The 25,590-nt window shown below is 65.3% G+C and carries 28 protein-coding genes, 1 tRNA gene and 1 CRISPR repeat array; of the genes, 14 read left to right on the forward strand and 15 right to left on the reverse strand.

All coding sequences use genetic code 11. The features are described 5' to 3' along the window. A partial coding sequence (locus U9979_RS03595) for a hypothetical protein (RefSeq protein WP_322778254.1) occupies positions 1-262 on the forward strand: 262 nt, incomplete at its 5' end. 57 nt (positions 263-319) lie between these two features. On the opposite strand, the gene U9979_RS03600 is transcribed toward U9979_RS03595, so the two are convergent. Next, positions 320-1,447 (reverse strand): nuclease-related domain-containing protein, encoded by a 1,128-nt coding sequence (locus U9979_RS03600; protein ID WP_322778255.1) that lies wholly within the window; start codon positions 1,445-1,447, stop codon positions 320-322. 467 nt (positions 1,448-1,914) lie between these two features. On the opposite strand from U9979_RS03600, the gene U9979_RS03605 reads away from it, so the two are divergent. Next, entirely contained in the window at positions 1,915-4,248 is a 2,334-nt protein-coding gene (locus tag U9979_RS03605) for a (Fe-S)-binding protein (protein ID WP_322778256.1), read from the forward strand. Positions 4,249-4,327: 79 nt separating this feature from the next. Here the strand turns inward: U9979_RS03605 and U9979_RS03610 are convergent, their stop codons facing one another. After that, the gene (locus U9979_RS03610; protein WP_322778285.1) at positions 4,328-6,160 is read right to left on the reverse strand and encodes a phosphatidylglycerol lysyltransferase domain-containing protein; all 1,833 of its coding nucleotides are present in this window, start codon (positions 6,158-6,160) and stop codon (positions 4,328-4,330) included. A gap of 326 nt (positions 6,161-6,486) precedes the next feature. Between U9979_RS03610 and U9979_RS03615 the strand changes: the two genes are divergently transcribed. Further along, the gene (locus U9979_RS03615) at positions 6,487-7,302 is read left to right on the forward strand and encodes a beta-phosphoglucomutase family hydrolase (protein WP_322778257.1); all 816 of its coding nucleotides are present in this window, start codon (positions 6,487-6,489) and stop codon (positions 7,300-7,302) included. Continuing rightward, complete coding sequence (locus tag U9979_RS03620) at positions 7,299-9,737, forward strand: glycoside hydrolase family 65 protein (RefSeq protein WP_322778258.1); 2,439 nt, start codon at positions 7,299-7,301, stop codon at positions 9,735-9,737. The genes U9979_RS03615 and U9979_RS03620 overlap by 4 nt, the downstream gene beginning before the upstream one ends. 43 nt (positions 9,738-9,780) lie before the next feature. On the opposite strand, the gene dcd is transcribed toward U9979_RS03620, so the two are convergent. Together dcd and U9979_RS03630 are read right to left on the reverse strand one after the other, a co-directional pair. Next, the gene (gene dcd / locus U9979_RS03625) at positions 9,781-10,386 is read right to left on the reverse strand and encodes a dCTP deaminase (protein ID WP_322778259.1); all 606 of its coding nucleotides are present in this window, start codon (positions 10,384-10,386) and stop codon (positions 9,781-9,783) included. Positions 10,387-10,469: 83 nt separating this feature from the next. After that, a complete protein-coding gene (locus U9979_RS03630; RefSeq protein WP_322778260.1) occupies positions 10,470-11,189 on the reverse strand; it encodes a TNT domain-containing protein in 720 nt (239 codons plus the stop codon). Between the two features lie 236 nt (positions 11,190-11,425). Here U9979_RS03630 and U9979_RS03635 point away from each other — a divergent pair. Next, positions 11,426-11,499, forward strand: a tRNA-Gly gene (locus U9979_RS03635). A gap of 141 nt (positions 11,500-11,640) precedes the next feature. Here U9979_RS03635 and U9979_RS03640 read toward each other — a convergent pair. The 5 genes from U9979_RS03640 to U9979_RS03660 all read right to left on the reverse strand — a co-directional run bounded on the left by U9979_RS03640 (position 11,641) and on the right by U9979_RS03660 (position 14,401). After that, positions 11,641-12,774, reverse strand: coding sequence for a site-specific integrase (locus tag U9979_RS03640; RefSeq protein WP_322778261.1), 1,134 nt, complete (start codon positions 12,772-12,774; stop codon positions 11,641-11,643). Continuing rightward, a complete protein-coding gene (locus U9979_RS03645; RefSeq protein WP_322748428.1) occupies positions 12,771-12,986 on the reverse strand; it encodes a helix-turn-helix domain-containing protein in 216 nt (71 codons plus the stop codon). The genes U9979_RS03640 and U9979_RS03645 overlap by 4 nt, the downstream gene beginning before the upstream one ends. Positions 12,987-13,085: 99 nt before the next feature. Next, entirely contained in the window at positions 13,086-13,553 is a 468-nt protein-coding gene (locus U9979_RS03650; protein WP_322778262.1) for a hypothetical protein, read from the reverse strand. Between the two features lie 188 nt (positions 13,554-13,741). Further along, complete coding sequence (locus U9979_RS03655; RefSeq protein WP_322778263.1) at positions 13,742-14,044, reverse strand: hypothetical protein; 303 nt, start codon at positions 14,042-14,044, stop codon at positions 13,742-13,744. Between the two features lie 129 nt (positions 14,045-14,173). After that, on the reverse strand, positions 14,174-14,401 hold the full coding sequence (locus tag U9979_RS03660; RefSeq protein WP_322778264.1) for a DNA-binding protein: 228 nt from the start codon (positions 14,399-14,401) through the stop codon (positions 14,174-14,176). A 125-nt stretch (positions 14,402-14,526) separates the two neighbouring features. On the opposite strand from U9979_RS03660, the gene U9979_RS03665 reads away from it, so the two are divergent. The 3 genes from U9979_RS03665 to U9979_RS03675 all read left to right on the forward strand — a co-directional run bounded on the left by U9979_RS03665 (position 14,527) and on the right by U9979_RS03675 (position 19,154). Beyond that, the gene (locus U9979_RS03665; protein ID WP_322778265.1) at positions 14,527-15,015 is read left to right on the forward strand and encodes a hypothetical protein; all 489 of its coding nucleotides are present in this window, start codon (positions 14,527-14,529) and stop codon (positions 15,013-15,015) included. A gap of 668 nt (positions 15,016-15,683) precedes the next feature. Then, a CRISPR array of direct repeats spans positions 15,684-16,498; the repeat unit is 30 nt; unit sequence GTTCGTGATCATCCCTAGAGGGATTGAAAC. Between the two features lie 501 nt (positions 16,499-16,999). Then, complete coding sequence (locus tag U9979_RS03670) at positions 17,000-18,241, forward strand: helix-turn-helix transcriptional regulator (RefSeq protein WP_322778266.1); 1,242 nt, start codon at positions 17,000-17,002, stop codon at positions 18,239-18,241. Between the two features lie 313 nt (positions 18,242-18,554). After that, complete coding sequence (locus tag U9979_RS03675) at positions 18,555-19,154, forward strand: hypothetical protein (protein ID WP_322778267.1); 600 nt, start codon at positions 18,555-18,557, stop codon at positions 19,152-19,154. On the opposite strand, the gene U9979_RS03680 is transcribed toward U9979_RS03675, so the two are convergent. Continuing rightward, entirely contained in the window at positions 19,151-19,327 is a 177-nt protein-coding gene (locus U9979_RS03680) for a hypothetical protein (RefSeq protein WP_322778268.1), read from the reverse strand. The two genes, U9979_RS03675 and U9979_RS03680, sit on opposite strands and share 4 nt — an antisense overlap. Before the next feature lie 261 nt (positions 19,328-19,588). On the opposite strand from U9979_RS03680, the gene U9979_RS03685 reads away from it, so the two are divergent. Then, a complete protein-coding gene (locus U9979_RS03685; protein ID WP_322778269.1) occupies positions 19,589-20,242 on the forward strand; it encodes a hypothetical protein in 654 nt (217 codons plus the stop codon). Between the two features lie 90 nt (positions 20,243-20,332). On the opposite strand, the gene U9979_RS03690 is transcribed toward U9979_RS03685, so the two are convergent. The 4 genes from U9979_RS03690 to U9979_RS03705 form a co-directional block, all read right to left on the reverse strand. After that, entirely contained in the window at positions 20,333-20,569 is a 237-nt protein-coding gene (locus U9979_RS03690) for a DUF397 domain-containing protein (protein WP_322778270.1), read from the reverse strand. A gap of 161 nt (positions 20,570-20,730) precedes the next feature. Next, complete coding sequence (locus U9979_RS03695) at positions 20,731-20,985, reverse strand: hypothetical protein (protein WP_322778271.1); 255 nt, start codon at positions 20,983-20,985, stop codon at positions 20,731-20,733. Positions 20,986-20,996: 11 nt separating this feature from the next. Further along, on the reverse strand, positions 20,997-21,260 hold the full coding sequence (locus U9979_RS03700; RefSeq protein ID WP_322778272.1) for a hypothetical protein: 264 nt from the start codon (positions 21,258-21,260) through the stop codon (positions 20,997-20,999). Beyond that, complete coding sequence (locus U9979_RS03705; protein WP_322778273.1) at positions 21,257-21,529, reverse strand: hypothetical protein; 273 nt, start codon at positions 21,527-21,529, stop codon at positions 21,257-21,259. Before U9979_RS03705 ends, U9979_RS03700 begins: the two co-directional genes overlap by 4 nt. A gap of 69 nt (positions 21,530-21,598) precedes the next feature. Here U9979_RS03705 and U9979_RS03710 point away from each other — a divergent pair, with 69 nt between their 5' ends. After that, positions 21,599-22,945 carry a helix-turn-helix transcriptional regulator gene (locus tag U9979_RS03710; RefSeq protein WP_322778274.1) on the forward strand — a complete coding sequence of 449 codons (1,347 nt, stop codon included), beginning with the start codon at positions 21,599-21,601 and terminating at the stop codon, positions 22,943-22,945. Beyond that, positions 22,942-23,505 carry a GNAT family N-acetyltransferase gene (locus U9979_RS03715; protein ID WP_322778275.1) on the forward strand — a complete coding sequence of 188 codons (564 nt, stop codon included), beginning with the start codon at positions 22,942-22,944 and terminating at the stop codon, positions 23,503-23,505. Before U9979_RS03710 ends, U9979_RS03715 begins: the two co-directional genes overlap by 4 nt. 61 nt (positions 23,506-23,566) lie before the next feature. Here the strand turns inward: U9979_RS03715 and U9979_RS03720 are convergent, their stop codons facing one another. Next, on the reverse strand, positions 23,567-23,974 hold the full coding sequence (locus U9979_RS03720) for a hypothetical protein (RefSeq protein WP_322778276.1): 408 nt from the start codon (positions 23,972-23,974) through the stop codon (positions 23,567-23,569). A gap of 544 nt (positions 23,975-24,518) precedes the next feature. Between U9979_RS03720 and U9979_RS03725 the strand changes: the two genes are divergently transcribed. The 3 genes from U9979_RS03725 to U9979_RS03735 all read left to right on the forward strand — a co-directional run bounded on the left by U9979_RS03725 (position 24,519) and on the right by U9979_RS03735 (position 25,416). Continuing rightward, a complete protein-coding gene (locus U9979_RS03725) occupies positions 24,519-24,707 on the forward strand; it encodes a hypothetical protein (RefSeq protein WP_322778277.1) in 189 nt (62 codons plus the stop codon). Further along, complete coding sequence (locus tag U9979_RS03730; RefSeq protein WP_322778278.1) at positions 24,704-24,979, forward strand: hypothetical protein; 276 nt, start codon at positions 24,704-24,706, stop codon at positions 24,977-24,979. The genes U9979_RS03725 and U9979_RS03730 overlap by 4 nt, the downstream gene beginning before the upstream one ends. Positions 24,980-25,047: 68 nt before the next feature. Beyond that, the gene (locus tag U9979_RS03735; RefSeq protein ID WP_322778279.1) at positions 25,048-25,416 is read left to right on the forward strand and encodes a hypothetical protein; all 369 of its coding nucleotides are present in this window, start codon (positions 25,048-25,050) and stop codon (positions 25,414-25,416) included. Positions 25,417-25,590 lie beyond the last annotated feature (174 nt).

The following is a 25,590-nucleotide window of genomic DNA, read 5'->3' on the forward strand; positions in this document are numbered from 1 at the left end:
TCACTGGCCCCAACTGACCGACCTGCACCTGCGCCACCGCGGCCCGTTCACCTACATCACCGGCCGGCTCGCCGACGGCGAGGACGTCCCGCTGATGCGGCTGCGCTACACCGGATCCGCCGTCGACTGGGGATTCGGCCTCTACCTCGCCAGCAAAGACGGCTACGAAGACGCCGTCCTGCCCGCCGGGACCTTCACCGGCACCCCCGAAGAAGCCCTGGACTGCGCCTGCGAGCTGTACCTGTCCATCCCCGGCATCTAACCGGCCCCACACCGTGCGTCCAGGTGTCAACCCCCGAAGGACTTACAGGCGAGACCACTAAGCGTCGGTCATGCCCGTGAGTTCGTTGATGAGGTCCCCGTCATCGTCCCCGTCGTCGTCCCCGCGGTGGCCGTCTTCGTTGCCGTCGTCGTCCCCGCGGTCGTCATCGGTACGTGCCGTCGGGATGGCGGACCGGCTGCCTGGTTCGGCAAGTCGCGCGAGATCACTCTCGATCTTCGTCAGTCGATCGACCATGTCGGTAGCGTCGCCACCGCGTTCACGAATGGTGCGCAGCGTGTCCATCAACATGAGCCATTGGTCGCGGTCGACGGTGACGGCGTCGGCGAGCTGGTTGGGCGAGTACGTCGGGAACAGACGCTGGACGACGGCGACCACCTTGGTGACCTCCGCCGGGTTGAGCCGGTCCGGCCGGCCCCGGACATAGGAAACAAGATCCTTCAGGCTGATGAGCGTGACACCTTCGACCGCTCCGTCGCTCCACAGAACGCCCGCTTCGACCATCGCCAGGATCGGCGTGACCGGAATTTTGATCATTGGTGTGGCCGTACGGGTCCGGGCGCGAACCTCGTCCCCGAGCCATTTGGTGAGGTCGAGCGGTTTAGTCAAGGGCTGTCCGTCGACCTTGGCTCCGTCCTTGGCCCCGTCCTTGGCGTAGCGCACGGTGCCGGTGGAGGCGTCGCTCTTTATCACCATGACTCCGCCCGGCCCGACCAGCAGGTGCCCGATGGTCGCCTCGGAACCGGGGACGCGGCGGTCGTGCATGATTACGTATCCATAGCGGCGGAGCCGGTTGATCGCGCTGGCCGTCTTGCGTTCGGCATCGGCGCTCTCGCGCAGCGTCTCGATCTCAGCGACCGGATCGAATGATCGGCCGATCACGATTAGTGGCCAACCGAGCTCGATCAGCAGAAACACGCCCACGGCGATGGAGATCGACAGGCGAAGACCCGACGCGACCAGGACCGCGAATATGACCGCGATGGGGAAGGCGCGCAACGCGGCGCGCGGCACGGTGTGCGCGAGGCGTTCACGCCGCATCTGCGCGTGCTGTTCGCGCGCCCGCTGGTAGGCCATCTGGAGGGAGTAGCCGGGACGGTCCCGGGTGTCGCCTCCGAACGGACCTCGCAGCGGGCCCCTGGTCAGGCTCTTGGTCGTACTCGCCATCGTGTCCACCAAGGATCGTGAGGTCGCCAACATCGTCTGGAGCCTTGGCAATTGCAACTCTTCCAAGCGCCGAGCGTCGTCGCGACAGTGCGCACGCGTGTTACGGGCCGCACTCATCCTGCAACCGTTGGCCGTGTCAGGACAAGGGAATCCCAGTAATTGGTCCAAGTTTCCCGTGGTTGGCGGGACGTTGGTCCGGTCCGCCCTTGAAAAAAGACAGGTATATGATATAGCTGTTTGATCTAATTTGGATGGCTGTGAGCCAGATCGCCGCTGGCCGGATCGGAGCGTTCTGCCGGTCGCCCTAGGGGCTGCGCGTGACCCGTGTGTGTAGGAAAGTGGGCAGCGGCCTGGTAGGCGGCGATCCGGTAGGCGGCGGTCTGACTGGGGTCGGTCTGGTTCGGCGGGCAAGTTACCGACTGGTAGCAGTACGCTCCCACCGTCGGTAGGAGTAACTGGAGGATGTGTTGAGACTCGCTATCGGTGGAGTGATCGCCGTTGTCGCTCTGGCGGTGGCCGGACGACGGTTCTACTGGTTGTTCAGGCTGATCCGCCAGGGTCAGCCCGCTCCCGGTCGGTTCGACGGAGCCGGCGTGCGCCTGTGGAGTGAGATCAGCGAGGTCGGCGGTCAGCGGAAGCTGCTGAAGTGGACGGTCCCCGGGATCGCGCATGCCTTCACCTTCTGGGGCTTCACGATCCTCATGCTGACCGTGATCGAGGCGTTCGGCGCCCTGTTCGATGATCACTTCCACATCCCGCTGTTCGGGCACTGGGCGGCGGTCGGCTTCATTGAGGACTTCTTCACCGTCGCGGTCCTGGCAGGGCTGGCGGCCTTCACGGTCATCCGGCTGCGCAACGCCCCCGCCCGCCTCGAGCGAAAGTCGCGGTTCTACGGGTCACACACGGGGCCGGCCTGGGTCATCCTCGGGATGATCACATCGGTAATGGTCACCCTGCTGATCCTGCGTGGCGCCCAGTTCAACGCCGGCACCCACCCGCAGGGGGACACCAGGTGGGCCTTTGCCTCGTATCTGGTCAGCCGTCCGCTGGACGCCTTCTCGACGTCGATCAACGGGCACATCGAGACGGTCTTCCTACTGCTCAACATCGCCATCATCATGGGCTTCCTGGTGCTGGTCGCCTACTCCAAGCACCTGCACATCTTCCTCGCGCCGATCAACGTCATCACCAAGCGCGAGCCCAGGGCGCTCGGCTCGCTCGGCAGCACTCCTGACATCGAGAGCCTGATGGAGGCTGACGACCCGATCGTCGGCGTCGGCAAGATCGAGGACTTCTCCTGGAAGGCGATGCTCGACTTCTCCACCTGCACGGAGTGCGGGCGGTGTCAGAGCCAGTGCCCGGCCTGGAACACCGGCAAGCCGCTGTCACCGAAGCTTCTGATCATGGACTTGCGCGACCATCTGTTCGCCAAGGCGCCGTACCTGCTCGCAGCCAACGGTGCCGGGGACGGCGACGAAGCCGGGGCCGGGGCTGGAGCCGAAGCCGGGGCCGGGGCTGGAGCCGGGGCCGGTGCCGCGGCGGCCACCGGCACCGCGGACGCGTCGGCGAAGCACGTCGTCCACCACGTACCCGAGTCGGGCTTCGGGCGGGTCCCCGAGCCCGGTCGGCCGCAGGCCGATCGGCCGCTCGTCGGTACCGAGGAGGAAGGCGGGGTGATCGACCCCGACGTCCTGTGGTCCTGCACCAACTGCGGCGCCTGCGTCGAACAGTGTCCCGTCGACATCGAGCATGTCGACCACATCATCGACATGCGTCGCTACCAGGTGATGATTGAGTCGGCGTTCCCGAGCGAGGCCGGCGTGATGCTGCGCAACCTGGAGAACAACGGCAACCCATGGGGTGTCTCGCCCCGGGTCCGCACCGAGTGGACCGAGGGTCTGGCGTTCGACGTCCGCGTGCTCGACGACGGCGAGGCCATCCCCGACGATGTCGAGTACCTGTACTGGGTGGGTTGCGCCGGGGCCATCGAGGACCGGGCCAAGAAGGTCTCCCGGGCGTTCGCCGAACTGCTGCACATCGCCGGGGTGTCGTTCGCCATCCTCGGCACGAGCGAGTCCTGCACCGGTGACCCGGCCCGCAGGCTCGGCAACGAGTACCTGTACCAGGAGATGGCCAAGGCCAACATCGAGGTCCTCAACGCCGCGGCCCCGAAGAAGATCGTGGCCACCTGCCCGCACTGCTTCAACAGCCTCGCGAACGAGTACCCGGCACTGGGTGGGACATACGAGGTCATCCATCACACGCAGCTGCTCGGCACGCTCGTCGAGGACGGACGGCTCGTGCCCGTCCAGCCGGTGGACTCCTCCGTCACCTACCACGACCCGTGTTTCCTCGGTCGACACAACCAGGTCTACACCCCGCCGCGGGAGATCCTCAACAGCATTCCGGGCCTGCGCAGCCAGGAGATGCACCGCTGCAAGGAGCGCGGCTTCTGCTGTGGCGCCGGTGGCGCCCGCATGTGGATGGAAGAGAAGATCGGGAAGCGGGTCAACGTCGAACGGGTGGATGAGGCGCTCGCGCTCGATCCGGACATCGTCTCCACGGCCTGTCCGTTCTGCATCGTCATGCTGACCGATGCCGTGACCGAGAAGAAGCAGTCGGGTGGGGCGAAGGAGGGCGTCGAGGTCCTCGACGTCTCTCAGCTGCTCGCCCGCTCGCTGGCCGCACCGGTCCAGGCCGGGGGCATCCCGACGGCCACGGTGGGCACCACGGTTGCCGCGGACGCGGCCGGGTCGACAGACGGGGCGACAGACGGGGCGGGAGCATCCGGGTCCGACTGATGTGGTGACGCCCGAAACGATGTGAGTCCACTGTCATGGTGACAGCACCGGATTCACATCGTTTCGGGTTTTTCCGGACTCAGTGGGACGGGCGGCTGCGGGTCAGCTGCGCCATGCGGCGCGCGCCCGGGAGCATCGTCAGCCGTGGCCAGACCAGGAACGCCTCGGCTTCAAGCATGGCCAGGGCGATGCGAGGAAGGTCACGGTTCGTTGGAAAGCAGATGTAGCGCGGCGACCACTGCGGTTGGAACTTCGCGTTGAACCGGTAAAGGCTGTCGATCTGGAACCAGCGGGAGAGGAAGACCAGCAGCCCTCGGAAACGTCGGGTCACCGGCCCGGCACCGAGTCGCTGGCCGCGTTCCAAGGCGGACCGGAAGAAGGCGAAGTTCAAGGACAGCCGGTCCACGTTCAGCCCGGTCGCGGCCCGTACCGCCGAGACGATCAGGAAGTCGTTCAGCCCGTTGTCCGCGGCGCGGTCGCGCACCATCATGTCCAGCGAAAGGCCCCGAGGTCCCCACGGGACGAAGTGCAGCAGCGCCCGCAGCCGCGGTTCGCTCCTTTTGTCCAGCGACCCGTCGCGGTCCTGCGCGCTGCCTGAGTGTGCGCTGCCCGAACCGCCGCTGCCCGAACCGCCGCAGCCCGAACCACCGCTGTCGGGCCCGTTGCGGTCAAAGGCCATAACCACGACGCAGTTGTCGTCGCTGGGTTCACCGATCCGGCCGAGTGCCATGGAGAAACCGCGTTCGGTTTCCGCCCCGCGCCACGCCTCGGCCTGCTCCTTCACCCGTTTGCGTTCGTCGGCGGGCAGGTCGCCCATCCGAAGGGCACGGCAGGTGTAGCCGGCTCGCTCGACCCGGCCGACAGCTTGCCGGACGTTTCGCATGTCGCGGCCTTCAAGGGTGAAGGTCCGCACATCGATGATTGCTTCGTCGCCGAATTCGAGCGCGGACAGGCCGACCCGTTCCCACGCTTTTCCGCCGGTTTCGGAACAGCCGATTACTGCTGGTATCCAGGCGTGTTCGGCGGCGATCCGCAGGAACTCGCGGATCGCGCCCGGCCATGCTTCGTTGTCACCGAGCGGATCGCCGCTGGCGAGCATCACCCCGGACACCACCCGGTAGGCCACGCAGGCCTTGCTCGTCGGCGACCAGACGACGGTCTTGTCGCCGCGCAGGGCGAAGTAACCCAGCGAGTCGGCGTCCCCGTGCCGCGTGAGCAGCGCGCGCATCCGCTCGACGTCCTCGGCGGACAGTCGCGGGCGTGGTTCCGGCGGGCGTAGCGCCAGGTACACGACAGCGACGATGGTGAGCAGGCCCATGGTGAGCAGCATCCGGGTGACGAGGTCGGAGAGCCGATCGGAGCTGAACCGGAGCGGTCCGTGGATGCCTACCAGGCCCTCGACGACGTGTGTGAACTGAGTGGTCAGCGGATGCGGGCCCAGTAGACGGCCGGCGCCCATCCGCAGCAGGAGCATCCCGACTGTGATCGAGGCCGCGGTGAGGAGCAGCCCGACCCACAGCGCCCGCCACCGGGTCGTCGGATCACCCTTGGCCTGGAACTCGCCACGGGCCAGCACCAGCCCGACGACCAGCGCCGCCGACGCGACCGCTTCTTCGACGTCGAGACCTTTGACCACGTGCAGGACGACGCTTGCGCTCAGCAGCGTCACCACACCGAGCCACGCGCGGCGTTTGCGTCGGCGCAGACCACGGGCGAGTAGCAGCAGGAGGAGTCCGACCACCACGGTGAAGGCGGCGGCCTGGCGCGATGCCGCCCCCGGCAGGATCTGACGGATCACGTCCAGCCGGTCGCGCCACTCCGGCGTGACCGCCGACACGATGTCGATCAGTCCAGCAATGAACACCAGAGCAGCGGCCACGGTCGGGACCCATGAGCGGTTCCAGGCCGGCAACAGAGGTCGTGCCGGCCGTGAGCTCCCATGATTTCCATGGGCATCGCCGCCGAGCTGGCTCGTTGCGGTGGCCTTCGTGGGAGGGCTGTCGCGGCTGACGGTTGTCACGGACGGTGCCTCCTTTCCCTGCGTCAGGTCCGGTGGCCGTCAGTGGCACGAAAGATCATAGTCGCGCCGCCGCTGGCCGGCTGGGTACGGGTATCGGTCTGAGACCTGTCCGGCCCGCTTGGGACCGCCCGCGGGACGTTACCTCGCGTGCCGCACGGTCAGGCACGGGTGTCCCCGGGTAGGACGATCCCGCAGGCGCTCCCGAGAGGACTGAACGGATGCTCGGACTACCCGAACACATCAGGGCACGCCTCTTCGACCTGGATGGTGTGCTGACGCAGACGGCCGCCGTCCACGCCGCAGCCTGGAAGGAGATGTTCGACACATTCCTCCGCCGGCGGGCGGAACGCACCGATGATCCATTTATTCCGTTCAGCGTTGCTGACGATTATCCCCCCTATGTTGACGGCAAGCCCCGGGTGGACGGCATCAGGTCGTTTCTCGCTTCCCGTCACATCGAACTGCCCCAAGGTGGCCCGGACGATCCTCCATCCGCCGACACAGTCCATGGCCTGGGCAAACGCAAGAACGAACTCGTAACAGCCATGATCCGTAAAGGTGGCGTTGCCTCCTATCCCGGTTCTGTACGTTACCTCCGAGCACTGGCGACTGCAGGCGTCCCACGGGCCGTCGTATCGTCGAGCGCGAACTGCGCGGAGGTACTTGCCGCCGCCGGCATCGATAGTCTGCTACCTGTCCGGATCGACGGTATTGTCGCCGAACGCGAGCACCTGGCGGGTAAGCCGGCGCCTGACACCTTTCTGGCCGGTGCCCGCGCGCTCGGCGTGGTGCCGTCGCGCGCGGCGGTATTCGAAGACGCGATCGCCGGGGTCGAGGCGGGCAGGGCCGGAGGTTTCGGGTTCGTCGTCGGCGTCGACCGGGTCGGACATGCGGACGCTCTGCGCTCGCATGGTGCGGATATCGTCATCTCCGACCTCGGTGAGCTGTTCGACACCGACGACGTCGCCGGCAGTATGGGCACCGACCGTGCGGGTGCGGACCGTGCGGTCCGCGGCAGCGGGAGCGGCTCGTGATCGGTAGCATGTCGTTTCCGGTCGATCCATGGCAGCTGCGCGAATGCGGCCTCGATCCGAACCGGCTGGCCCGGGCGGAGTCGCTGTTCGCCCTGTCTAATGGGCATGTCGGCCTGCGGGCGAACCTCGATGAGGGAGAGCCGCACGCATTGCCCGGCAGCTATCTCAACTCCGTCCACGAGCTGCGGCCGTTGCCCTACGCGGAAGCCGGTTACGGCTACCCGGAGTCCGGCCAGACGATGATCAATATTACCAATGGAAAGCTCATCCGTCTGTTGGTGGATGATGAACCCTTCGACGTCCGGTACGGGGACCTGCGGTCCCACGAACGGATCCTGGACTTCCGCCGGGGCGTGCTGAGCCGGACCGCCGAATGGGTGTCACCGGCGGGCCAAGCGGTCCGCGTGTCATCGGTGCGGTTGGTCTCCTTCGTGCAGCGGGCCATGGCGGCGATCTGCTACGAGGTCGAGCCACTGGACGCCTCGGCCCGGCTCGTCGTGCAGTCCGAACTGGTCGCCAACGAGCAGTTGCCGACACAGTCCGCGGACCCGCGGGCCGCCGCCGTACTGGAGGCTCCGCTGGTGGCGGAGTGGAACGGCAGCCACGGTTCGCATGCCGAGCTGGTGCACCGGACGCGGCACAGCGGCATCCGGGTCGCCGCCGCCATGGATCATGTCATTGACCGGCGGTCCGCGACCGGGGTGACCGCTGAGAGTGATGCCGATTCCTGCCGGGTGACCATCACCATCCTGCTGGATCCAGGCCAGAAGTTGCGGTTTGTCAAGTTCATCGCGTATGGCTGGTCGGTACAGCGTTCCCTGCCGGCCCTGCGCGACCAGGCCGCGGCCGCGCTGACCGCCGCCCGTCAGACCGGCTGGGCGGGGCTGCTCACCGAACAGCGGGCCTATCTTGACGACTTCTGGGCCCGTGCGGACGTCGAGGTCGACGGTGATGCCGAGGTGCAGCAGGCCGTCCGTTTCGCCCTGTTCCACGTCCTGTCCGCGAGTGCGCGGGCCGAGCGTCGGCCGATTCCGGCGAAGGGTCTCACCGGTCCCGGATACGACGGCCACACGTTCTGGGATTCGGAAAGCTACGTCCTTCCCGTGCTCACCTACACCGTGCCGAACGCGGCGGCGGATGCGCTGCGGTGGCGGCAGGCGACCCTGCCCATGGCCCGGGAACGGGCCCACCTGCTCGGCCTCTCCGGCGCGGCCTTCCCATGGCGGACCATTCACGGAGAGGAGTGCTCCGGGTACTGGCCCGCCGGCACGGCGGCGTTCCACATCAATGCGGATATAGCGGACGCGGTCGTGCGTCATGTCCGCGTCACCGGCGACGACGTATTCGACCGGGAAATCGGCCTGGAACTGTTGGTTGAAACGGCCAGGCTCTGGCGGTCTCTGGGTCATCATGACCTGGATGGCGCCTTCAACATCGACGGAGTCACCGGGCCGGACGAGTACAGCGCGGTCGTCGACAACAACATCTATACCAATGTGATGGCACAGCAGAATCTGGTGGAGGCGGCGAACGCGGTCCGGCGGCATCCGGAGAAGGCGCACGAACTGGGCGTGAACGCCGAGGAGGCCGCGTCCTGGCGGGACGCCGCCGAGAACATGTGCATCCCCTTCGATGAAAAGCTGGGCGTGCACCCCCAGTCGGCTGGGTTCACCCGCCATCAGGTGTGGGATTTTGAGCAGACGCGTCCTGACCAGTACCCGCTCCTCCTGCATTTTCCGTATTTCGACCTGTACCGCAAACAGGTGGTGAAGCAGGCAGATCTGGTGTTGGCGATGCAACGCCGGGGGGAGTCGTTCACCGACGAGCAGAAGGCCCGCAACTTCGCCTACTACGAGGGGCTAACCGTTCGCGACTCTTCGTTGTCCTCATCGGCCCAGGCGGTGTTGGCGGCCGAGGTCGGGCATCTCGGGCTTGCCCATGACTACCTGCGCGAAGCGGCACTGATCGACCTTCGTGACCTGGACGGCCGCGCCCTCGACGGCTTGCACATGGCGTCACTGGCCGGAAGCTGGATCGCGCTGGTCGAGGGGTTCGGCGGGCTGCGTGACTACCCCGGACCCGCCAACTCGGGAACAGGAAACTCGGGAACGGTCAACTCGGGAACGGCCAACCCGGCCACCCTGTCGTTCGCGCCCCGGCTGCCGGAGGGGATCAGCAGGCTCGCGTTCATCGTGTGCCCACGGGGACGGCGGCTGCGGGTCGAGGTCACCGACGCCGTCGCATGCTACGTCCTGCTGCGGGGCGACCCGATCACCATCCTGCATCATGGTGAAGTTCTCGAGGTGTCGATGGCGGGTCCGGTGTGCCGTGATGTGCCTGCCACCCCGGCCCGGCCCCGGCCGCTGCAGCCACCCGGGCGGGAACCGGAGCTCTTTCGCACCGATGGGGGGACCTCTGATCGCCTGACCCGTTGATCGCCTGACCTGTTGGCTGCCTGGGTTTCTGATCGTCGCATGGTTACGGCAGGGTCGGGTCGCGGTTGCCCGGTGGCACCGCCGCGCGGGTGAAGTCGCGGTACGCGCGGGACGGCGTCGGGCCGCGTTGACCCTGGTAGCGGGAACCGTAGACGGCTGAACCATAGGGATGGGTGGCCGGGGAGGAGAGCCGGAACAGGCAGAGCTGTCCGATCTTCATCCCCGGCCAGAGTTTGATCGGCAAGGTCGCGACATTCGACAGCTCAAGGGTGACGTGGCCGGAGAAGCCGGGGTCGATGAAACCGGCGGTGGAGTGCGTGAGCAGGCCCAGGCGTCCGAGGCTGGACTTGCCCTCCAGCCGGCCGGCGAGATCGTCGGGCAGGGTGATGATCTCCAGTGTGGAGCCGAGCACGAACTCGCCGGGATGCAGGACGAACGGCTCGTCGTCGTCCGGGGCGATGAGGTCGGTGAGGTCCTCCTGCTCGACGGCGGGGTCGATGTGGCTGTACCGGTGGTTCTGAAACACCCGGAACCACCGGTCGAGCCGCAGGTCGACGCTGCTCGGCTGGACGAGCGCCGGATCGTACGGGTCCAGGCATACGCGGCCCGCGACGATCTCCGCTCGGATGTCCCCGTCAGACAGCAGCACGTTCGAGCACGCTACCGCTTGCGGTGGTTGCCGCGGCGGCCGCCGGTAGCTCCTGTCCCGCCGCGGGAGCCGGCCACGTCGAGCTACACGTCCTTCGGGGGTACCTCCGCCAGGTACTGGTTGGCCAGGAGCCACTGGACGGGCAGGGCATCGGTGGTCGGGTCGCAGCCCTGGGACGCTGGGATGAGCGAACACACCAGCTGGTACTGCTGACCGTTGCCGGGCTGGTCGAACCACGGGCGAATCGCTCCGGAGTAGACGTGAAACGCCTTCACTACCCGGTAGACGTGGTAGTCGCAACCACCCGGGTCCGCAGTGGAGTCCAGGTTGGACGGCGGGAGGGACCGGTCGGCGTATTTCGTTCCCTCGGGGGCGAGGAAGTTGCCGCCCGTCCCGCCGAACCGGTCGATTTCCTGCCCCGGGGTCAGCGCTGTCACCATTCGTATAGGAGTACCATTCGGATTGATGTAATATCCGGAATTTGCGGGATATACCCAGTTTCCGAGGCCAAAAGGCGTCTGGATGGAAGGATCCCACCAGGTGTCCAGGAACTGCTGCGTGGGCTGGCCGCCGGTCCGGTCATAGAAGAAGAGCGTCTTGCCCACCGCGCCGAAGAACGGGAGGTTCGCCGGTCCGAGGCGGCGATCGTTGTCGAGGTTGGCCGCGGAGCACTGGTCGAGCGGCGTGATCGACACCGTTGGCAGGCCGCTGGTGATCGCGATGTCGCCGGCGGTGGCGGATGTCGTGCCGCCGACGACCAGGACTCCGGTCGCCAGCGCGACGAGCGTCTTGCGAAATCGCATGTGTTCCTCCCCGGGGTTGCGCTCACGTGGCGCATTGACTCCGGAGAGTAGTCATATGATCTAGCTATCTCACATCGGGGCGCCGGTGCGGCGGTTCGCCACGTGTCATCACCCTGTCGACCTGGGTTCGACGCGGGTCGCCTCGAACCCCACACGGGCCCGGCGACGCATACCGGCACGGGCGGGGCCTGCCCGCACCGCGACCGTGGCGGCCTGTACGATGCTGTACGTACTACGCGGGCGTAGTTCAGAGGTAGAACACGAGCTTCCCAAGCTTGCAACGCGGGTTCGATTCCCGTCGCCCGCTCCACTCCGGGCGAAGTGTGTCAGACAGGGTCTGACCTGCTTGTTTCGTATTGTCTGCCCAGGGGCCGAGCCCCCTGGAACCCCCACGTTCCTACGGCTGAGGCCCGTTTGTGCCATTCGCGTGCCAGTAGCGGCGGATGTGCCGTCAGGACCGGCGCGGCCGGGGGTCACCCTTTGCCAGGCGGGCCGACATTCCCCGGGCGACTTCGGACGCTCGCTCCCCGCTGGCACGCTGATAGATCAGCGCGGCGCGCGGGGTCGAGTGGCCACCGAGCGCCATCAGTTCGCGCAGGGTGGCGCCGGACTGCGCAGCGAGCGTCAGACCCGCGTGCCGGCAGTCGTGAAGATGGGCTTCCCCGTCGACACCGACGATCCGGCAGGCGCGCCGCCACCATGAGCGGTTGTGCCGGCTGACGGGGTTGCCGTCCTTGGTCGTGAACACCAGCCCGTCCGGGCCGGGTTGGGCGTGCTCCGCCATGTGGACCGCGAGACGGCCAAGGATCGCATCCGGGATCACGATCGTGCGTGCGCCCGCGTCGGACTTGGGTGGCCCGAAGTACGGCTTCTGCCCGCCGCCGGGCTCGACATACTGCCCTTGGTCCGGGTCGATACGGATCGTTCGCCGGTGCAGGTCGATGTTTCGCCGGCGCAGTGCGGAGAGTTCTCCCGAGCGAAGCGCCGTTGCCGAGGCCAGGAGCACGAGCGCCGCATACCGCTCGGGCACGGTGTCGACGAGTTTCCAGAGCTGTGCGATCGTGATCTCTGGGCGGGGTGCGTCACGGACGGTGCCGGCACCTTTGATCCGACACGGGTTCTTGGGGATAAGCCCGTCCTCAACTGCTGTCATCAGGATTGCGCGGAGAAGCCGGTAGGTGGTTTCCACCGTCACCACACCGCGTCCGTTCGTCGTGGCCTCCGCCATCAGCCCTGAATACCATTCGCGGACAAGCTTCGGCGTGATTTTGGCTACGGCGAGGCTTTTGAACGTCGGCAGGATGCGTAGCCGTAGCTGCCGCTCGTACAGGGTGCGGGTCATCGGACGCAGCGCGCGTGTCCGCATCCAGTGCTCGGCGAACGCGCCGAAGCGTTGCTTACCGGTGGACGGGTCGGTCCACGTTCCGCGTGTCTGGTCGGTCTCGGTCGCCGCGAGTGCCTGGTCAGCTTCGCGTTTCATCGCGAAGGTGCCGAGGGGGATCATCTTGCCGTCTGGACCGGTAATGCGGGCCTGCCAGCGTCCCGATGACAGCTTGCGAACGTTGCCGTAGCGCCGCCGCTTCATGCCGCCCTCCGCCTGCGCGGGGTGGGAACGTCGTTCGCTTCGACGCGACCGGCCGTAATGAACGCGTCGAGGTCGCTCCGGTAGATCCGAACGTGCTTCACCTTGCCGAGCCGGATGTAGGCGATCCGCCGTTCCGCGATCATCCGCTGTACGAACCGGACCGGTGTACCGAGGATTTCAGCCGCCTGTTCGACCGTAAGTAGGTGATCCACGGGAGCCTTTCTGGGTCAGGGTCCCCGTCCCTGTGGCGTGGCAGTGTCTGCCGGACAGGGACGGGGAAAAAATGGAGGGGAGACCGCGGCGGTTCCGCCTCAGCGCGGGACGGTCCGCGCGCCGCCGGGAACGCCTCTGGTGGAACCGGGGGTCGCGACGAGGGCCGCCAGGACGTAGGCGAGAAGTTGCCTGGTGACGGTTGCCGAAATCGGCCGGGTGTCGCTGGTCAGCGGGATCTGCGGCACCCACCCGGAGTACGGCTGTGTCTTGCCGGCACCGGCCGACCCGCCGTTGCCGTTCCCATCGACTGTCGGGGCACCAGCAGGAGCGGGCACACGGGTGCCGGTCGGCGTGCGGAAGATGAGGATGGTTTCGACGTCGCCGAACGCTTCGGTGAACACCGCCTCCATCGGGAGCGTGACCAGGACGCGGGCAAGGTCGAAACCGTCGGCGCCGGGTCGGACGGTGACTTCGTAGTCGCCGTGGTTGGTGCGGTGCATGCTGACGAACGGCTCGCCGGCGGAGGGGCTGCGCCATGGGCCGTGGCCGGGCGGAATGATAGGCATTGGGTCTGTCGCTCCTTGGTGGATAAGGGGTGCGGATCAAGGTCCCGGTGTGGTGTTAGCCGCACCCGCCGGGACCGCCTGTCAGGCGGACGATTAATCCGGGGCTATGGGCGGAGCCCGCCCCAACCAGGGCAGAGCCGTACTGGATGCTGTCGGGCGCATGGCCCCTCCATTGATCAGTTGTCGGGTCAGGCCGCGTGGGGCATGCCAGGGTCGGTTGCCGAAACCGGGTGGGGATCTCCGCGGGCCGCATGGGCCGCGTCGAGTTGGGCGCGCCAGCGGTGCCGATCGGCGACCGCGCGCAGCAGCAGATGTTCCCGGCGGGGTGTCGCCGGATCACCCGGGTGCAGGAGCTGCCAGACCACCCGGTCGGGCGCGGCGCCCTGGCCGCCGCCGGTGCCGGTGCCGGTGCCGGTGTGGCCGAGGACCGCGAGCTGTTCCCGAATCCAGGTTTTCCGATCGTCCTTGTGATCGGCAAGGGTGGTAGTCAAGCGTTACCCTTTCGGGATCACAAGGGGGTCCACGTAGTTCCGGTTCACCAGGACGTAGCGGCCTGTGTGACAAGCCTTCCGGGCTCGTGGGGACGCGTAGCGTGCGGCCGGTCACCAACGATTTTTGATCTACTGCGGTTCGCGCTGCTCGGCCTGCTTCGGCCGGTGCCTGGTTATCCATGCCTCGATGTCAGCCATGCGCCACGCGCGGATGTGGCGGACGGTCTGCACGGGCGGCGGGAAGTCCGGTCGGTGGGTGAGCTGACGGGCACGCTCACTGGTGATTGTCAGCCGGGCGGCAATGTCGCCCGTGGTCCACAACTGTTCCTCGGACATGTCGGTAATGGTATTGCCCAACCCAAACCCGGCCTCTAGTCTTGGGGGTGGCCAACCACAAGAGTTGCTCTGGCGGTCCGGAGTGGTGCTGTAACACCGACTCCGGGCCTTGATCACAACACCTGCGTAGACAGGAGCGGTGACCCATGCCCATCATCCCGCCGTCCGGCCATGGTCCGTGGCGTGACCCGTACGAACCTCGGCGGTTCGTGACGGTTCGCCACGACGATCGGGAGGTTTACGAACTGACCGTCTCCCCGGGTGCGGACCTGCACGACCTGGTCGAGGCCACGGCCATGCTGCCGAGCATCGTCTACACCGATCATCGGCCGGTGACCCGGGTTGATCCCGCGGTGGTCCTGACGTTCCGGGCGATGCCGAGCGGTCCGGACGGTGTGCCTGTGCGACCGTCACCATCCGGGGCGGCTCCCGCCTCCGGCTGGGTGCCGACGCTCGACCCGGACACGGCGCGTGTCCCACCGACCGCCTATGAACGGGCGTTCCGGGCGATCCTCGCCACCGACGCGTTCCGCATACACGGGCCGTCGCTCGTGTACGGGCTGGCGTACTGCGACCCTGCCGCCGTCATCGCTGCCGCTGATGGGATTGTCGCCCGGTGGAGCCAGCGGAGGTAAGGCCACTCTCGAGGCTGCGGCCGGTGACCCGAGACGGGGTTACCGGCCGTTCGCGTTGTTGCGGGTACGAACAGCGGTGCTCTGCGGGCGCCTGCGACGGGGTCCGGCGGCACGATCTGGTGTCGCGGACGGTTGGTCCTGGCGGCGGGCATGCCGCGTAGAGCTGGTGGGGTCGGGCCGTGCGTGGCGTTGCACCGCTGACCAGATGCGCTCTCAGTGTGATCGTGTCACGGACCCCTGGCTGAGCTGATCTCCTCCGTCGGTCGGGCAGGCTACGCCCTACCCCGGGTTCTCCCGGCCGGGCAAGGGTCGCCGGATCAACCCCCGTCGGAGCCTCGCCGTGCGACCCTTGCCCGGTTGGGGGGTTCCGGGGTAGCCCTCTGGGTGTCCGGCCGGCGGAGGAGATCAGCGGACCTGCGCACCTCCCCCTCCCCTCCGGAGAGAGGGCCGGGGTCGGGGGCGGAGCCCACGGAAAACCCCCGTGACGACCGGCAGTCGCCAGGCAGGGTCGAGGGAGCGGCGCGGACGCGGGAGAGAGAACCTGGACTCGATCATCTATGATGGGGATTATGGCTGTGACCTGCGGTGTTGCACTACCGCCGGACCGCTGCAAAACGAGCACTGGATCGACTCCGCAAACGGCCCGTGACCTGCGAGTTTATCTTCGGGTTCGTGATCATCCCTAGAGGGATTGAAACGTGGACGTCTGGGCGCGCGCACACCTCGTGGTGGAGTTCGTGATCATCCCTAGAGGGATTGAAACCGCTGCACCTGCGTGGACTGACCACCCGGATTGCGGTTCGTGATCATCCCTAGAGGGATTGAAACTAACTCGCGTTCATGATGACGACCGGCAGTCCGCGTTCGTGATCATCCCTAGAGGGATTGAAACTTCACGCCTGGGACCGGGCGACGGTCTACGCCACGGGTTCGTGATCATCCCTAGAGGGATTGAAACTTAGTCCGGCATCGATCCGGGTCGCCTCCGCCGGGTTCGTGATCATCCCTAGAGGGATTGAAACACGACCACGTGAACGTCTGCGGAAAGCGCCCCCCTGGTTCGTGATCATCCCTAGAGGGATTGAAACATCAATTCCCATCCGCTGGTGGGGCGAAGGGCCTGGTTCGTGATCATCCCTAGAGGGATTGAAACACCGTGACTCGGGGGCTGGTGGCGTCGTAGAGGACCGTTCGTGATCATCCCTAGAGGGATTGAAACTACAGCTGGCCACATGCCTGCGCGATCTCACGCGCGTTCGTGATCATCCCTAGAGGGATTGAAACGTCCGCGTCAGGATCTTCAAGTCGTAACCGATCTCTTGTTCGTGATCATCCCTAGAGGGATTGAAACGGGTCGGTGATGTCTGCCATTCTTTGGACTTGGGGGTTCGTGATCATCCCTAGAGGGATTGAAACTTGGTCAACGCGGGTACAAGCGTGCGTGCCGAGACGAGTTCGTGATCATCTCTAGAGGGATTGAATCATCTGCGCGGCCGTCAGCGGCTCGGAATGGTAGCCCTCGTTCGTGATCATCGATGCGCGGCCGGCCCTGATACGGCACCGCAAGGAAACGAGAGCCGCAAAACGCCCGCGGCAATGGCGCATACGGTGAAAGGACGGTCACAGGCAGATGGCGGGGGACGCGACACGCCGACGCGCCGGGCGGGTGGCGGGCGACGCGCCGAGCCCCCAGGCTCGACGCGCGGCGCACCGCCGGGGCCTGCCCGTTGCGCGGCGCGCGTGGCGCGGACCACGCGGCGGCCGAAGGCCGCCCTTGAAACCGTAGAGAAAGTTTGCGACGACTCGATCTTGTTCGTGACGTGACGTTCTACTTCGATCATGTGCTGTCCTCGGACCTGGGTAGGCGGCACTTGTGCTTGGCGCTAGAACGTGTTGTCAGCGGACCGAACCTCTAGGCAACGGCGTAGGCACGGTTACGCTAGTCGAGTGGAGACACGCCGGGACGAGGGAGAGCCGGACGAAAATGGTTGATGCGGGTCCGCTTGGAAAAAATCTTCGGGAATCTCGGCGTCGAGGTGGTTATTCGCAGGAGGAGCTTGCCGAAAGGTCGAATCTTAGCGTTTCGACTATTCGAAAAATTGAGCAAGGTGGTTCTGCGCGGATTGAGACGCTACACACGCTCGCACGGACTCTCGGCATCGAAACATCGTCGCTATTCGGTGCGAAGGCGCCTGAGCCGGTAGGCCCGGACGAAGAAAAGAATAAGGTCGGTCTTCTTCGATTGCGCCAGGTGCTGACGCCAGGCATCGGAATCAATGGCAAAATCGATGCTGATTCGAGTTTGCAGAGCACCGGAACTAGCAGCGACGATCTACGGGGCGAGCTGGTTCACGCAACGACTCTATATCATGCCGATGAGTTCGAATCTATGGCACTAATTCTTCCTGAGATGATCCTGACAGCTAATAGTCTGATGCAAGCTGCCTCTGAGGAGCAGTGGGCAGAGGCACTCAAACTGCGGGCGAACGTTTACCAGCTAGTAGGCTGGTTTCTGACTCAGGTACGACAGTACGATCTTGCTTATGCGGCTATTCGTGAGGCTATCGCGGACGCGGTCGAGGCACAGGATAGACTCATCGCGGCGGCCGGGGCTATCTCGCAATGCTGGCTCTTTATTCGACAAGGCAGGTTTGTTGACGCCGAAACACTCGCGGGTTCGACCGCTTCGCAAATCGAGCCCCGAATGTCTTCGGCAACTGTCCGTGAACTTTCGGCATGGGGTTGGCTTCTCCTTCGAGGCTCAGCAGCAGCGGTACGCAACAACCGAGAAGATGTCTCCGACGATTTTTTGCGGCTTGCCGAAGTTGCGGCTGTGCGTATCGGAAACCAAGAGGGTGGAGAGTACCACCAGTACTGGTCAACCTTTGACATTAGAACCGTCAGGATGAAAAAGGCTGAAGCGCTGATGGTGATTGGCGATGCACGCGGCGTGTTAAGAATATCCGAAAACATTCGTTCAAAGATGGGAAATTCGCGCTCCGATAACTATAGTCGCCATCTACTGGATGTCGCCAGCGCTCACGCATCTCTTAGAGATTTTCAGGACTCGATAGACATAATGATAAGCCTTCGCGAAAACGCCCCGGAATGGTTGCGGCATCAGCGGAAGAGCCAGGATATTCTGTCGAATATTCTTCGTTCTCGTAAACGAAAGCTAACCCGAGAACTCAGGGAACTTGCGAATTTTTTGAATGTGACTGAATAGTGTGAAGTGAGAGTACTCCAGGGTGCACTACCACGGTACGTGGTAGTGCACTGTACAGGCGCCGCAAACTACTACGCTCCCCGGCTGGACCAGACCGAAGACTGTTCTTAATCTGTTCACAGTCGGTGCCGGGCGGGTTGAGCACGACTCCTCGCCCGGCACCGACCGCCATATGACTGGGTGGGCAATGAGTAGAGGAGGGCGGTGCCGGCAGTCGAGCTTATGATGATCATATGAAAAGATTACTGTGCCTATGAAGAGCCGCTGGACGTACACAAGTACTTCGCCATTGCCTCTGGAAGGAGACAGTAGAATGACCACGATGCTCTCAGAGCGGACCGGGGCTCTGCCCGGTCATGACGAGGTCGGTCATGACGGAGCTGAGATTCTCAGCCTCGTTGTAGATCATCCCGATTTTGAACGTTTTCGACTGTCGACGCTTGCGTATCCCGACTGTTGGGCGACGTTCACAGGATATCCTCTCGTCGCAGGATGGGACCTGGACCAGGACGGCCCGGCGTTGTTTGACGAGGCGTTGCGCGTCATGTGTTTGAAAGCCGCCGTCTTCCGGCTTACTGATGGAGACGAGTGGGCCGCGGAGCTGATGTGCTCGCCGCCGGTTGATGAGATGATCCACGCTTTAATCGCACAGTTTACGCTCTTGGTGCGTATTCAGCAGTCCCTCGGGATCGTATTCGTCCATTCCACGGACATGGAACGGTTCGGCTGGAATCCCGGGGATTACACCCACCGGTGCTACCGCGTCGCAGGATGGGGGGACCTGAACCCAAGGTATTGGATCGGCGCGTCGGAAGTCGCTCGGCGCCTGGCGGTCCTGCGGGAGAAGTACGACGAAATCGGCATTCACGACGATGGGCGGCGGCATGACTTCGACTTCGGCCAGGTTATCTAGTCTGCTGAGGCCAGTGCCTCCCGCAACGCCTCGATGACCTGTTCGGGCGAAAACTTTACGGTAGCGGCTTCCTCCGCCTCACGCAGGGTGGAGGCAAGCCGTACCGGGTCGGATCCGTGGATAATCTGCCGCAGCCAGAGACCGAGTGCTGCCGCATCGTCCGGCGGTGACATTACGAGATCGTCTGGTGGAAGTGGTACTCCTGCGCTTTTGTAGCACCCTGGAGGTAGGCCGACCTTCAGCGGATGTACGCACACCGCGACACCGGTCAAACGGTCTTTCCGGTAGCCGAAGGCAGGGTGATACTCACTTCCCTGCGAGGGTCGCTCGATGACGTCGAACTCGCCAGGGCCAAACACGTGTGCAGGGCACACATCGCAGACATCATCAGTCGGCCATGACATCATTCCCAAACCCCCATGCTGGGAGTCTACGTGGAGCTGGAAGACGCCGGGAAGGCATTGTCGTGCCCCCGACCCTCCATGGTTGTAGCCGCGCTGCACCTTGCTCGCCGCTGGTGTACTGGGCATGCCATCGATGGCGCCCCGGCAATGGCGCACGCCGTACGTGTCGCGGTGAAGCTCTGCCAGTACGACCCGACCGCCACGGCTGAACTGGTCGCCGCGGTGCTTTTGCATGACAGTCCGTACTTCGTTCCCGACGGCCAAGATCTCGATGTCGTGTTATCCGAAACCGTGGGCAACGAGGTCTGTCGAATTGTTCGTGCGATCGAACAGGAGCACTTCGCCCTCGCGGTCTATACCAGCGATCCTGGGCGTGTTGAAGTGCACCTCCGAGATGTGGCCTCACACGATAGGGCTGTGGTCCTCGCGAGCGCAGCGGACAAAGCGGTCAGTGTCGCGTCTATCATGCGGCGTGCCTCGCGGGTTCCAGATATCTATACCTACTGGTCTGCCCGATCGGCGTTCGTTGCGCAGATACCGTACTTCTTCTACTTCGTCAACGAGGTAAGGTGGGGTTTACCGGCGGGATTGTCTGAGGAGCTGGATGTATTGGTAACTGCTGCTGAGCGCAGCATCCGCAGGGCAGGATTCGGAACCCTAGAGATAATTGGCGGTGTGCGATAATTCGGCATGATTTTACATGCCCATAGCGACCGGGACGTAATGGGGCCTGGCTTCCCCGTGGGAAACAGGCCCCATTACGAGACGGCTAGGTCAGAAGCGCATTTCGCCGTTTTCGACACCGTCGACGAACGCGGCCCACTCTGCGCGGGAGAACGAGAGCGTAGGCCCGTTCGGGTTCTTGGAGTCGCGGACGACTACTCCTCCGTCGTAGGCGCCGGCCTCGACACACATGCCCCCGGCGCCGTTGGAGAAGGATGACGTTTTCCAGGTGACGGTGGTCGGGTCGAAGTCGTCCAGGATGGGCTTGCGGGTGCGATTTTCGGACATGGTGATGGCCGATCCTTTCGATGGTGGTGGGTGTTGGTGCACGCGCTGGTCCGGAGTCGACTTCTCCCCAAGGATGCCCAGGGGCGGGCACGCCGGACCGGCGCGCGTTTGTGGCGGGGCTCCCCGGGTGGGCGGCACGGATTGTCCGGGGAGCCCCGGTCTCAGGTTCCCGACCTGGGGTAGATCGGGAAGACGATGGGGACGACGCGGCCGTCGATAGCGTGGCTCTTGGCGTGGTGGTCTGCGGCGGCGACAGTTGGGAACGGTAAGCGGACTTCTGTGGGCTGCTCGTCCCGTCCGTAGACCACTAGGCCGTACAGCGCGGTGTCCGGCGGGATGTCGGAACGGGTGGGAGTGTGGACGGGCCGTGGCAGGTAGCAGGCGCTGGCCGTTCCGGTTGGCCGTTTTGCTGGCACAGCATCTCCGTTCACGTCTTTTTAGCCCTCGGGTCGCCGAGGGAGAGCTGTGCTGGTACGACCCGGTAGAAGTCCAGTTGGTGGAATTGGGCGTGCTGTTCGGCCTGCTCCGGACTGCTGAAGAGGATCAGGACCCGTTCCGGCTGACCATCGGGGTTGAGGGCGACGACCGTGTACGGCGTGTCCTGTCTACCGACGATCGGGGGCAACGGCTGCGGGGCGTGGCGTATCGAGGGAAGACGCCGGGGCGGGAGTGTGTCTGGTGACGCGGTCATGGCTCGGTCCATCCCGCGTCTTCAGGGTGCGGCAGGTTGAAGCGGATCGGGGCGACGATGTATCGGCCCGGACAATGTGCGGCACCGTAGGTTCTGGCTGCGGAAATACTTTCGAACATAAGAACTATTTCGGTGAGTGTTCCGGCTTCCCCCGATGGCGGTTGCTCCAGAATGCCAACGGCGTACAGCGTCGACTGCACTCTGGCCACCTCTCGCCCGGTCACGTTCTGACGGATTAGACGATCTATCATCGGCGCGTCGGGTTCCATCCCAGCTCCGTATACGTGGCCCGTCTATTACGATCTGCACCATTAGATGTGATCGAAGAGGGGACGCAGATGCCACGCGAGCGCAGGGACCCTCCGCCCGATCTCTGGCAGCGCGCGGAGATGACCATCGCGCTTGCGGACCGTGACATCGGGACTACTTTTCGGATCTACCGGCGGTGGACCGGTATCACACAGCAGGATCTCGCCGAGATGATCGGTGGGATAGCACAGCCTCGGATCAGTGCGATCGAGCGTGGCCGGGAACAGGTGATGAGCCTCAACCTGATCCAGCGGATTGCCAGTGGCCTGGGTGTCCCCGGACATCTGCTCGGGCTCGCGCCGGAGGTGATGGACGAAACGTGCAGCGCGATACACGATGAGGATGTGCAACGACGGGAGTTCCATCGGCTCGCCGCGAGCGTGCTCACTGGAGCCGCCCTGGACTGGCCGGATGCAACATGGGAGGTGGCTGCTTCGCCTCCTGGCGGCGTCGACGCGCCGGTCCGGATCGGCGACAGTGACGTCGCGAGATACCGTAAACACTTAGAGTGGCTGTATGAGCTGGATAACACCTACGGTGGTGGCGCCGCCTACCGGCTGACCGTCACGGCGGTACAGCAGATGCGCCGCGCGCTCGACAGTGCCAGCTACTCTCCGACCACCGGCAATACGCTTGCCCGCGTGCTTGGTGAGGCGACCGAGCACGCCGGCTGGCTCGCGTACGACGCTGGCCGCCAAGACGACGCCCGCTACTGGTGGCTTGAAGCCCTCGCTGCTGCGCAGACCGTGGATGACGATGATGTCTCGACCGTGGCATTTGCCAGCATGTCACTTGCCGCGTCCACAGTCGGGACGCCTCGTGACGTCATCAACCTCGCCCGCGCGGCGCAGCGCTGTGCGGCAATCCGCAATACCCCGCGCCTGCGCTCTCTTCTGCTCGTCCGTGAAGCCGTCGGCCACGCGGCTCAAGGCGAGCGCAAGACCACGTGGTCGGCGTTTACCCAGGCTGACAACCTCGTCGGCACCGACACGGATGCGGATCCGTATTGGCTGGAGTTCTGGGGAGAGGCAGATCTTGCCTGTCACAGGATGAAGGCTGCCGAGATCCTCGGCGACCTTGACGCCGCGATACAGGCAGCCCGGGAAGCAGTCGTCGCAGTGAATCCCCGATTCGCGCGTAACCATGCCGCCTACCTCGCCAGCCACGGTCGCGTCCTCGCCGTGGCCGGGCACCTGGACGAAGCGATGGAGATCACCGGTCAGGCGATTCTCCGCACTGCCGGGGTGGACTCGGCTCGGATCCGCAGCAGCATCGGGCGGGCCGTCGACATCCTGGCCAAGCGGGACGCCGGGCCGACAGTGCGCGGGTTCGTCGAGTGGGCGCGCGCATATCCCCTCGCGGGTGCGACCGTATGACCACCCCGTGGACGCTGACCGTCCATGCTGGCGGGCAGGACCCGGGGCGGTTACGTGAGCTGATCGAGCCGGTTTACGCCGAGGTTTACGCCGAGGCGCCGTACTGCGAGGGTCCAGACGACGTAGCCGAGTTCGCCGCCGGTTGGCCACGACGGGTTGGGGCGCCCGGATTCCGCGCAGTCATTGCGACTGTCGACGATAGGCCGGTCGGGATGACGTTCGGCCATCCACTCGCCGCGGAAACTGGCTGGTGGGAAGGTCTCGTGGAACGCGCGCCGGATGAGGTGACCGCCGAAGACGGGCATCGGTCGTTCGCCGTGATTGAGTTGGCCGTGCTAGCCAGCCACCGCAGGCGCGGTCTGGGCCGTGCGCTGCATGACGGGCTTCTTGCCGGCCGGGATGAACAACGGGTGGTCCTTCTTGTCCGCCCCGAGCCGGACGCAGCTCCTGCGCGCGCCGCGTATGCGTCATGGGGGTATCGAACGATCGGACAGCTCCGCCCGTGGGAGGACGCGCCCGTGTACCTCGCGCTTGTTCGGGTTCTTGATGCCGGGCGCTGAACAGGATTGCCCCTGACATCTGCGACTGCGAGTCGTCGGTGTGGTATAGCACGTGATGATCTCAGGCGGCGCCGTCTTCCTCTTCCATGGGGAGGGTGCGGCGCCGTTCGTGTCGGTCGCGGATGCGTTGGTAGAGCTCGATGGCGAGGTTGAGGAGTAGGTGTCCTTCGTGGGTGGGGCGGCGGAAGGTGTCGGGTTGGATGCCGTAGAGGTCGGCGGCCTGGGCGCGGCGCTGGTCGAGGGTCAGGCGGCGGGTGCGGGGCCATAGGCAGAGCATGAGGCCGATGGCTTCATGGTCGGGTGGGTCGAGGGCGGCGACGGCGGCGGTCAGGATGCGGTGCGTGGCGAGGGCGCGGTCATCGAGGGCTTGGCGGGGCATGCCGGGCTCGGCGGGACAGATCAGGTTGACGAACTCGGGTGTGTAGGCGATGAGGTCGGCGGGACGGGCGCCGTGACGGAGTACCGGCACCAGCTGCTTTTTAATGTGTTGGACGCTAGGTGTGTCCATGGAGTGGGTAAGTCGTTCCTTTCACGTGATCGGGTGCGGGGCCGGTTCCGGGGGGCCGCACGGCCGCACGGCCGCGTGGTTGTCGGGTCAATCAGGGTGATATCAGGTTCCGCGCGGGTGCGCATCGTGATTACGGTCGCGGTGGTGTGATGCCGGGCTGGTGCCGCGTTCCGTGCCAGGTGGATACCAGACGGGTCCGCTGACCAGGCCGTCCCGCACCTGCCCCTCACTTTCCCGGCACTTCTCCGGCAGTGTGCCGGCACTGTGCCGGCGGGCTGCCCCCAGTTTCGTACCAGGTTCTCCCCCAGTTTCGTCCCAGTTTTAGCCGCAGTTTCCTACCGGGTTTTCCCCCACTTTTTGCCCCTGTTTTGTGGGCTGATTTCCCCCACTTGTTCGGGGTTGAATGGGTGATGACGGGCTGGCCGGGGAAACCGGTGCGGATGCGGCGTGGGAGCGTTGCCCGCCCGTCACGGCCATTGTCAGCCGCTGCCGTGTGGAGGGTGCCGTGCGCTATTACTATCATTCGCCGTTACGCTGGTTCATTCGTATCGTAGCCGTGTTCTGGGGGCTGTTCGCGCTGTTCAGCGGCGTCTATTACCTGCTGGTGCATGTGCTGCCGGCGTTGGTGCCGGTGGCGGTACCGATCGCGGTGATAGCCGGGATGGTCTGGATGGTCCGACGGTTGCGGTCGTGAGCCGTCCGCGGCTGCGCCCTCGGACCGGGCGCGGGGATCATCGACCGGTGGACCCGGTGTTCGCGGGGGGGCTGGTGGTGGCCTATGTGCTGCTGGTCCTGCTGCTGTGCGGGCTCGCCGCGGTGATGGTCCGGCTGGGCTCGGCGGGGTCGGGCGACAGCGACATACGACCGGTGCCGCTGCCGACGATGACGGTCCTGGCGCCGGGGGCGACGGTGCCGGTGTCGATCGAGGGCAAACGGGTGGTGATGCAGCGGGGCGTGTGCGCGTGACGAGGACCGGTCGGGGCCACACAGGGCCGCGGTCGGAAAAGGGTAGGGCTTCGAGGTGAGGAGACAGGATGGATCTGCGGGTTATTCCAGTGGATCTCAACGCGTTCACAGCGATGAGCGCGATGGGGCAGCCGGTACCGGTATTGGATTTCGAAACCCAGCAACCGAAAGCGAACCGGGACGGGGAACCGGTCCTGGTGGTCAACGTCGCGGTCGCACCGAAAGACGGTGATCCGGCGGTGATCCCGGTGCGGGTCACGGGCCGAATAGACCCGCGAGTCGACACCCTGGTCCCGGTGACCCTGGTGGGTTTGATCGCGACGCGGTGGGAGATGGGGAACCGGCACGGGGTGACGTTCTCGGCGCGGGAAATTCGCCCGGTCACCCCGCCCGCGTCGGCCGGGTCGGCGGGGTCTGGAGGTAAAACCGCCGGATAGCCGGGGAGGGTCGCGCGGGCCGTCTCGTAACGAAGCGGGCCGGCGGCGTCGAGACGGCCGGGTGGTGCGCGCGGTTGGTGGATGAATGGTAGACGGGTGGGTGAACGGGCCGGTGCGTCGCCGGACGATGGGGATCAGCAGGCGACGAACCGGCACCGTTCCCACCCCTGGAGT

The organism is Protofrankia sp. Cas4 (assembly GCF_963555915.1).
In the GTDB taxonomy this organism is placed as follows: domain Bacteria; phylum Actinomycetota; class Actinomycetes; order Frankiales; family Frankiaceae; genus Protofrankia.

What these genes read in the sequence shown, in the direction of transcription:
- U9979_RS03735 (WP_322778279.1), top strand. Translation starts at nt 25,048, where the DNA reads ATGGATCTGCGGGTTATTCCAGTGGATCTCAACGCGTTCACAGCGATG.
- U9979_RS03715 (WP_322778275.1), top strand. Translation starts at nt 22,942, where the DNA reads ATGACCACCCCGTGGACGCTGACCGTCCATGCTGGCGGGCAGGACCCG.
- U9979_RS03690 (WP_322778270.1), bottom strand. Translation starts at nt 20,569, where the DNA reads ATGTCCGAAAATCGCACCCGCAAGCCCATCCTGGACGACTTCGACCCG.
- U9979_RS03650 (WP_322778262.1), bottom strand. Translation starts at nt 13,553, where the DNA reads ATGCCTATCATTCCGCCCGGCCACGGCCCATGGCGCAGCCCCTCCGCC.
- U9979_RS03600 (WP_322778255.1), bottom strand. Translation starts at nt 1,447, where the DNA reads ATGGCGAGTACGACCAAGAGCCTGACCAGGGGCCCGCTGCGAGGTCCG.
- U9979_RS03675 (WP_322778267.1), top strand. Translation starts at nt 18,555, where the DNA reads ATGACCACGATGCTCTCAGAGCGGACCGGGGCTCTGCCCGGTCATGAC.
- U9979_RS03680 (WP_322778268.1), bottom strand. Translation starts at nt 19,327, where the DNA reads ATGTCACCGCCGGACGATGCGGCAGCACTCGGTCTCTGGCTGCGGCAG.
- U9979_RS03640 (WP_322778261.1), bottom strand. Translation starts at nt 12,774, where the DNA reads ATGAAGCGGCGGCGCTACGGCAACGTTCGCAAGCTGTCATCGGGACGC.
- U9979_RS03615 (WP_322778257.1), top strand. Translation starts at nt 6,487, where the DNA reads ATGCTCGGACTACCCGAACACATCAGGGCACGCCTCTTCGACCTGGAT.
- U9979_RS03670 (WP_322778266.1), top strand. Translation starts at nt 17,000, where the DNA reads ATGGTTGATGCGGGTCCGCTTGGAAAAAATCTTCGGGAATCTCGGCGT.
- U9979_RS03665 (WP_322778265.1), top strand. Translation starts at nt 14,527, where the DNA reads ATGCCCATCATCCCGCCGTCCGGCCATGGTCCGTGGCGTGACCCGTAC.
- U9979_RS03710 (WP_322778274.1), top strand. Translation starts at nt 21,599, where the DNA reads ATGCCACGCGAGCGCAGGGACCCTCCGCCCGATCTCTGGCAGCGCGCG.
- U9979_RS03705 (WP_322778273.1), bottom strand. Translation starts at nt 21,529, where the DNA reads ATGGAACCCGACGCGCCGATGATAGATCGTCTAATCCGTCAGAACGTG.
- U9979_RS03700 (WP_322778272.1), bottom strand. Translation starts at nt 21,260, where the DNA reads ATGACCGCGTCACCAGACACACTCCCGCCCCGGCGTCTTCCCTCGATA.
- U9979_RS03630 (WP_322778260.1), bottom strand. Translation starts at nt 11,189, where the DNA reads ATGCGATTTCGCAAGACGCTCGTCGCGCTGGCGACCGGAGTCCTGGTC.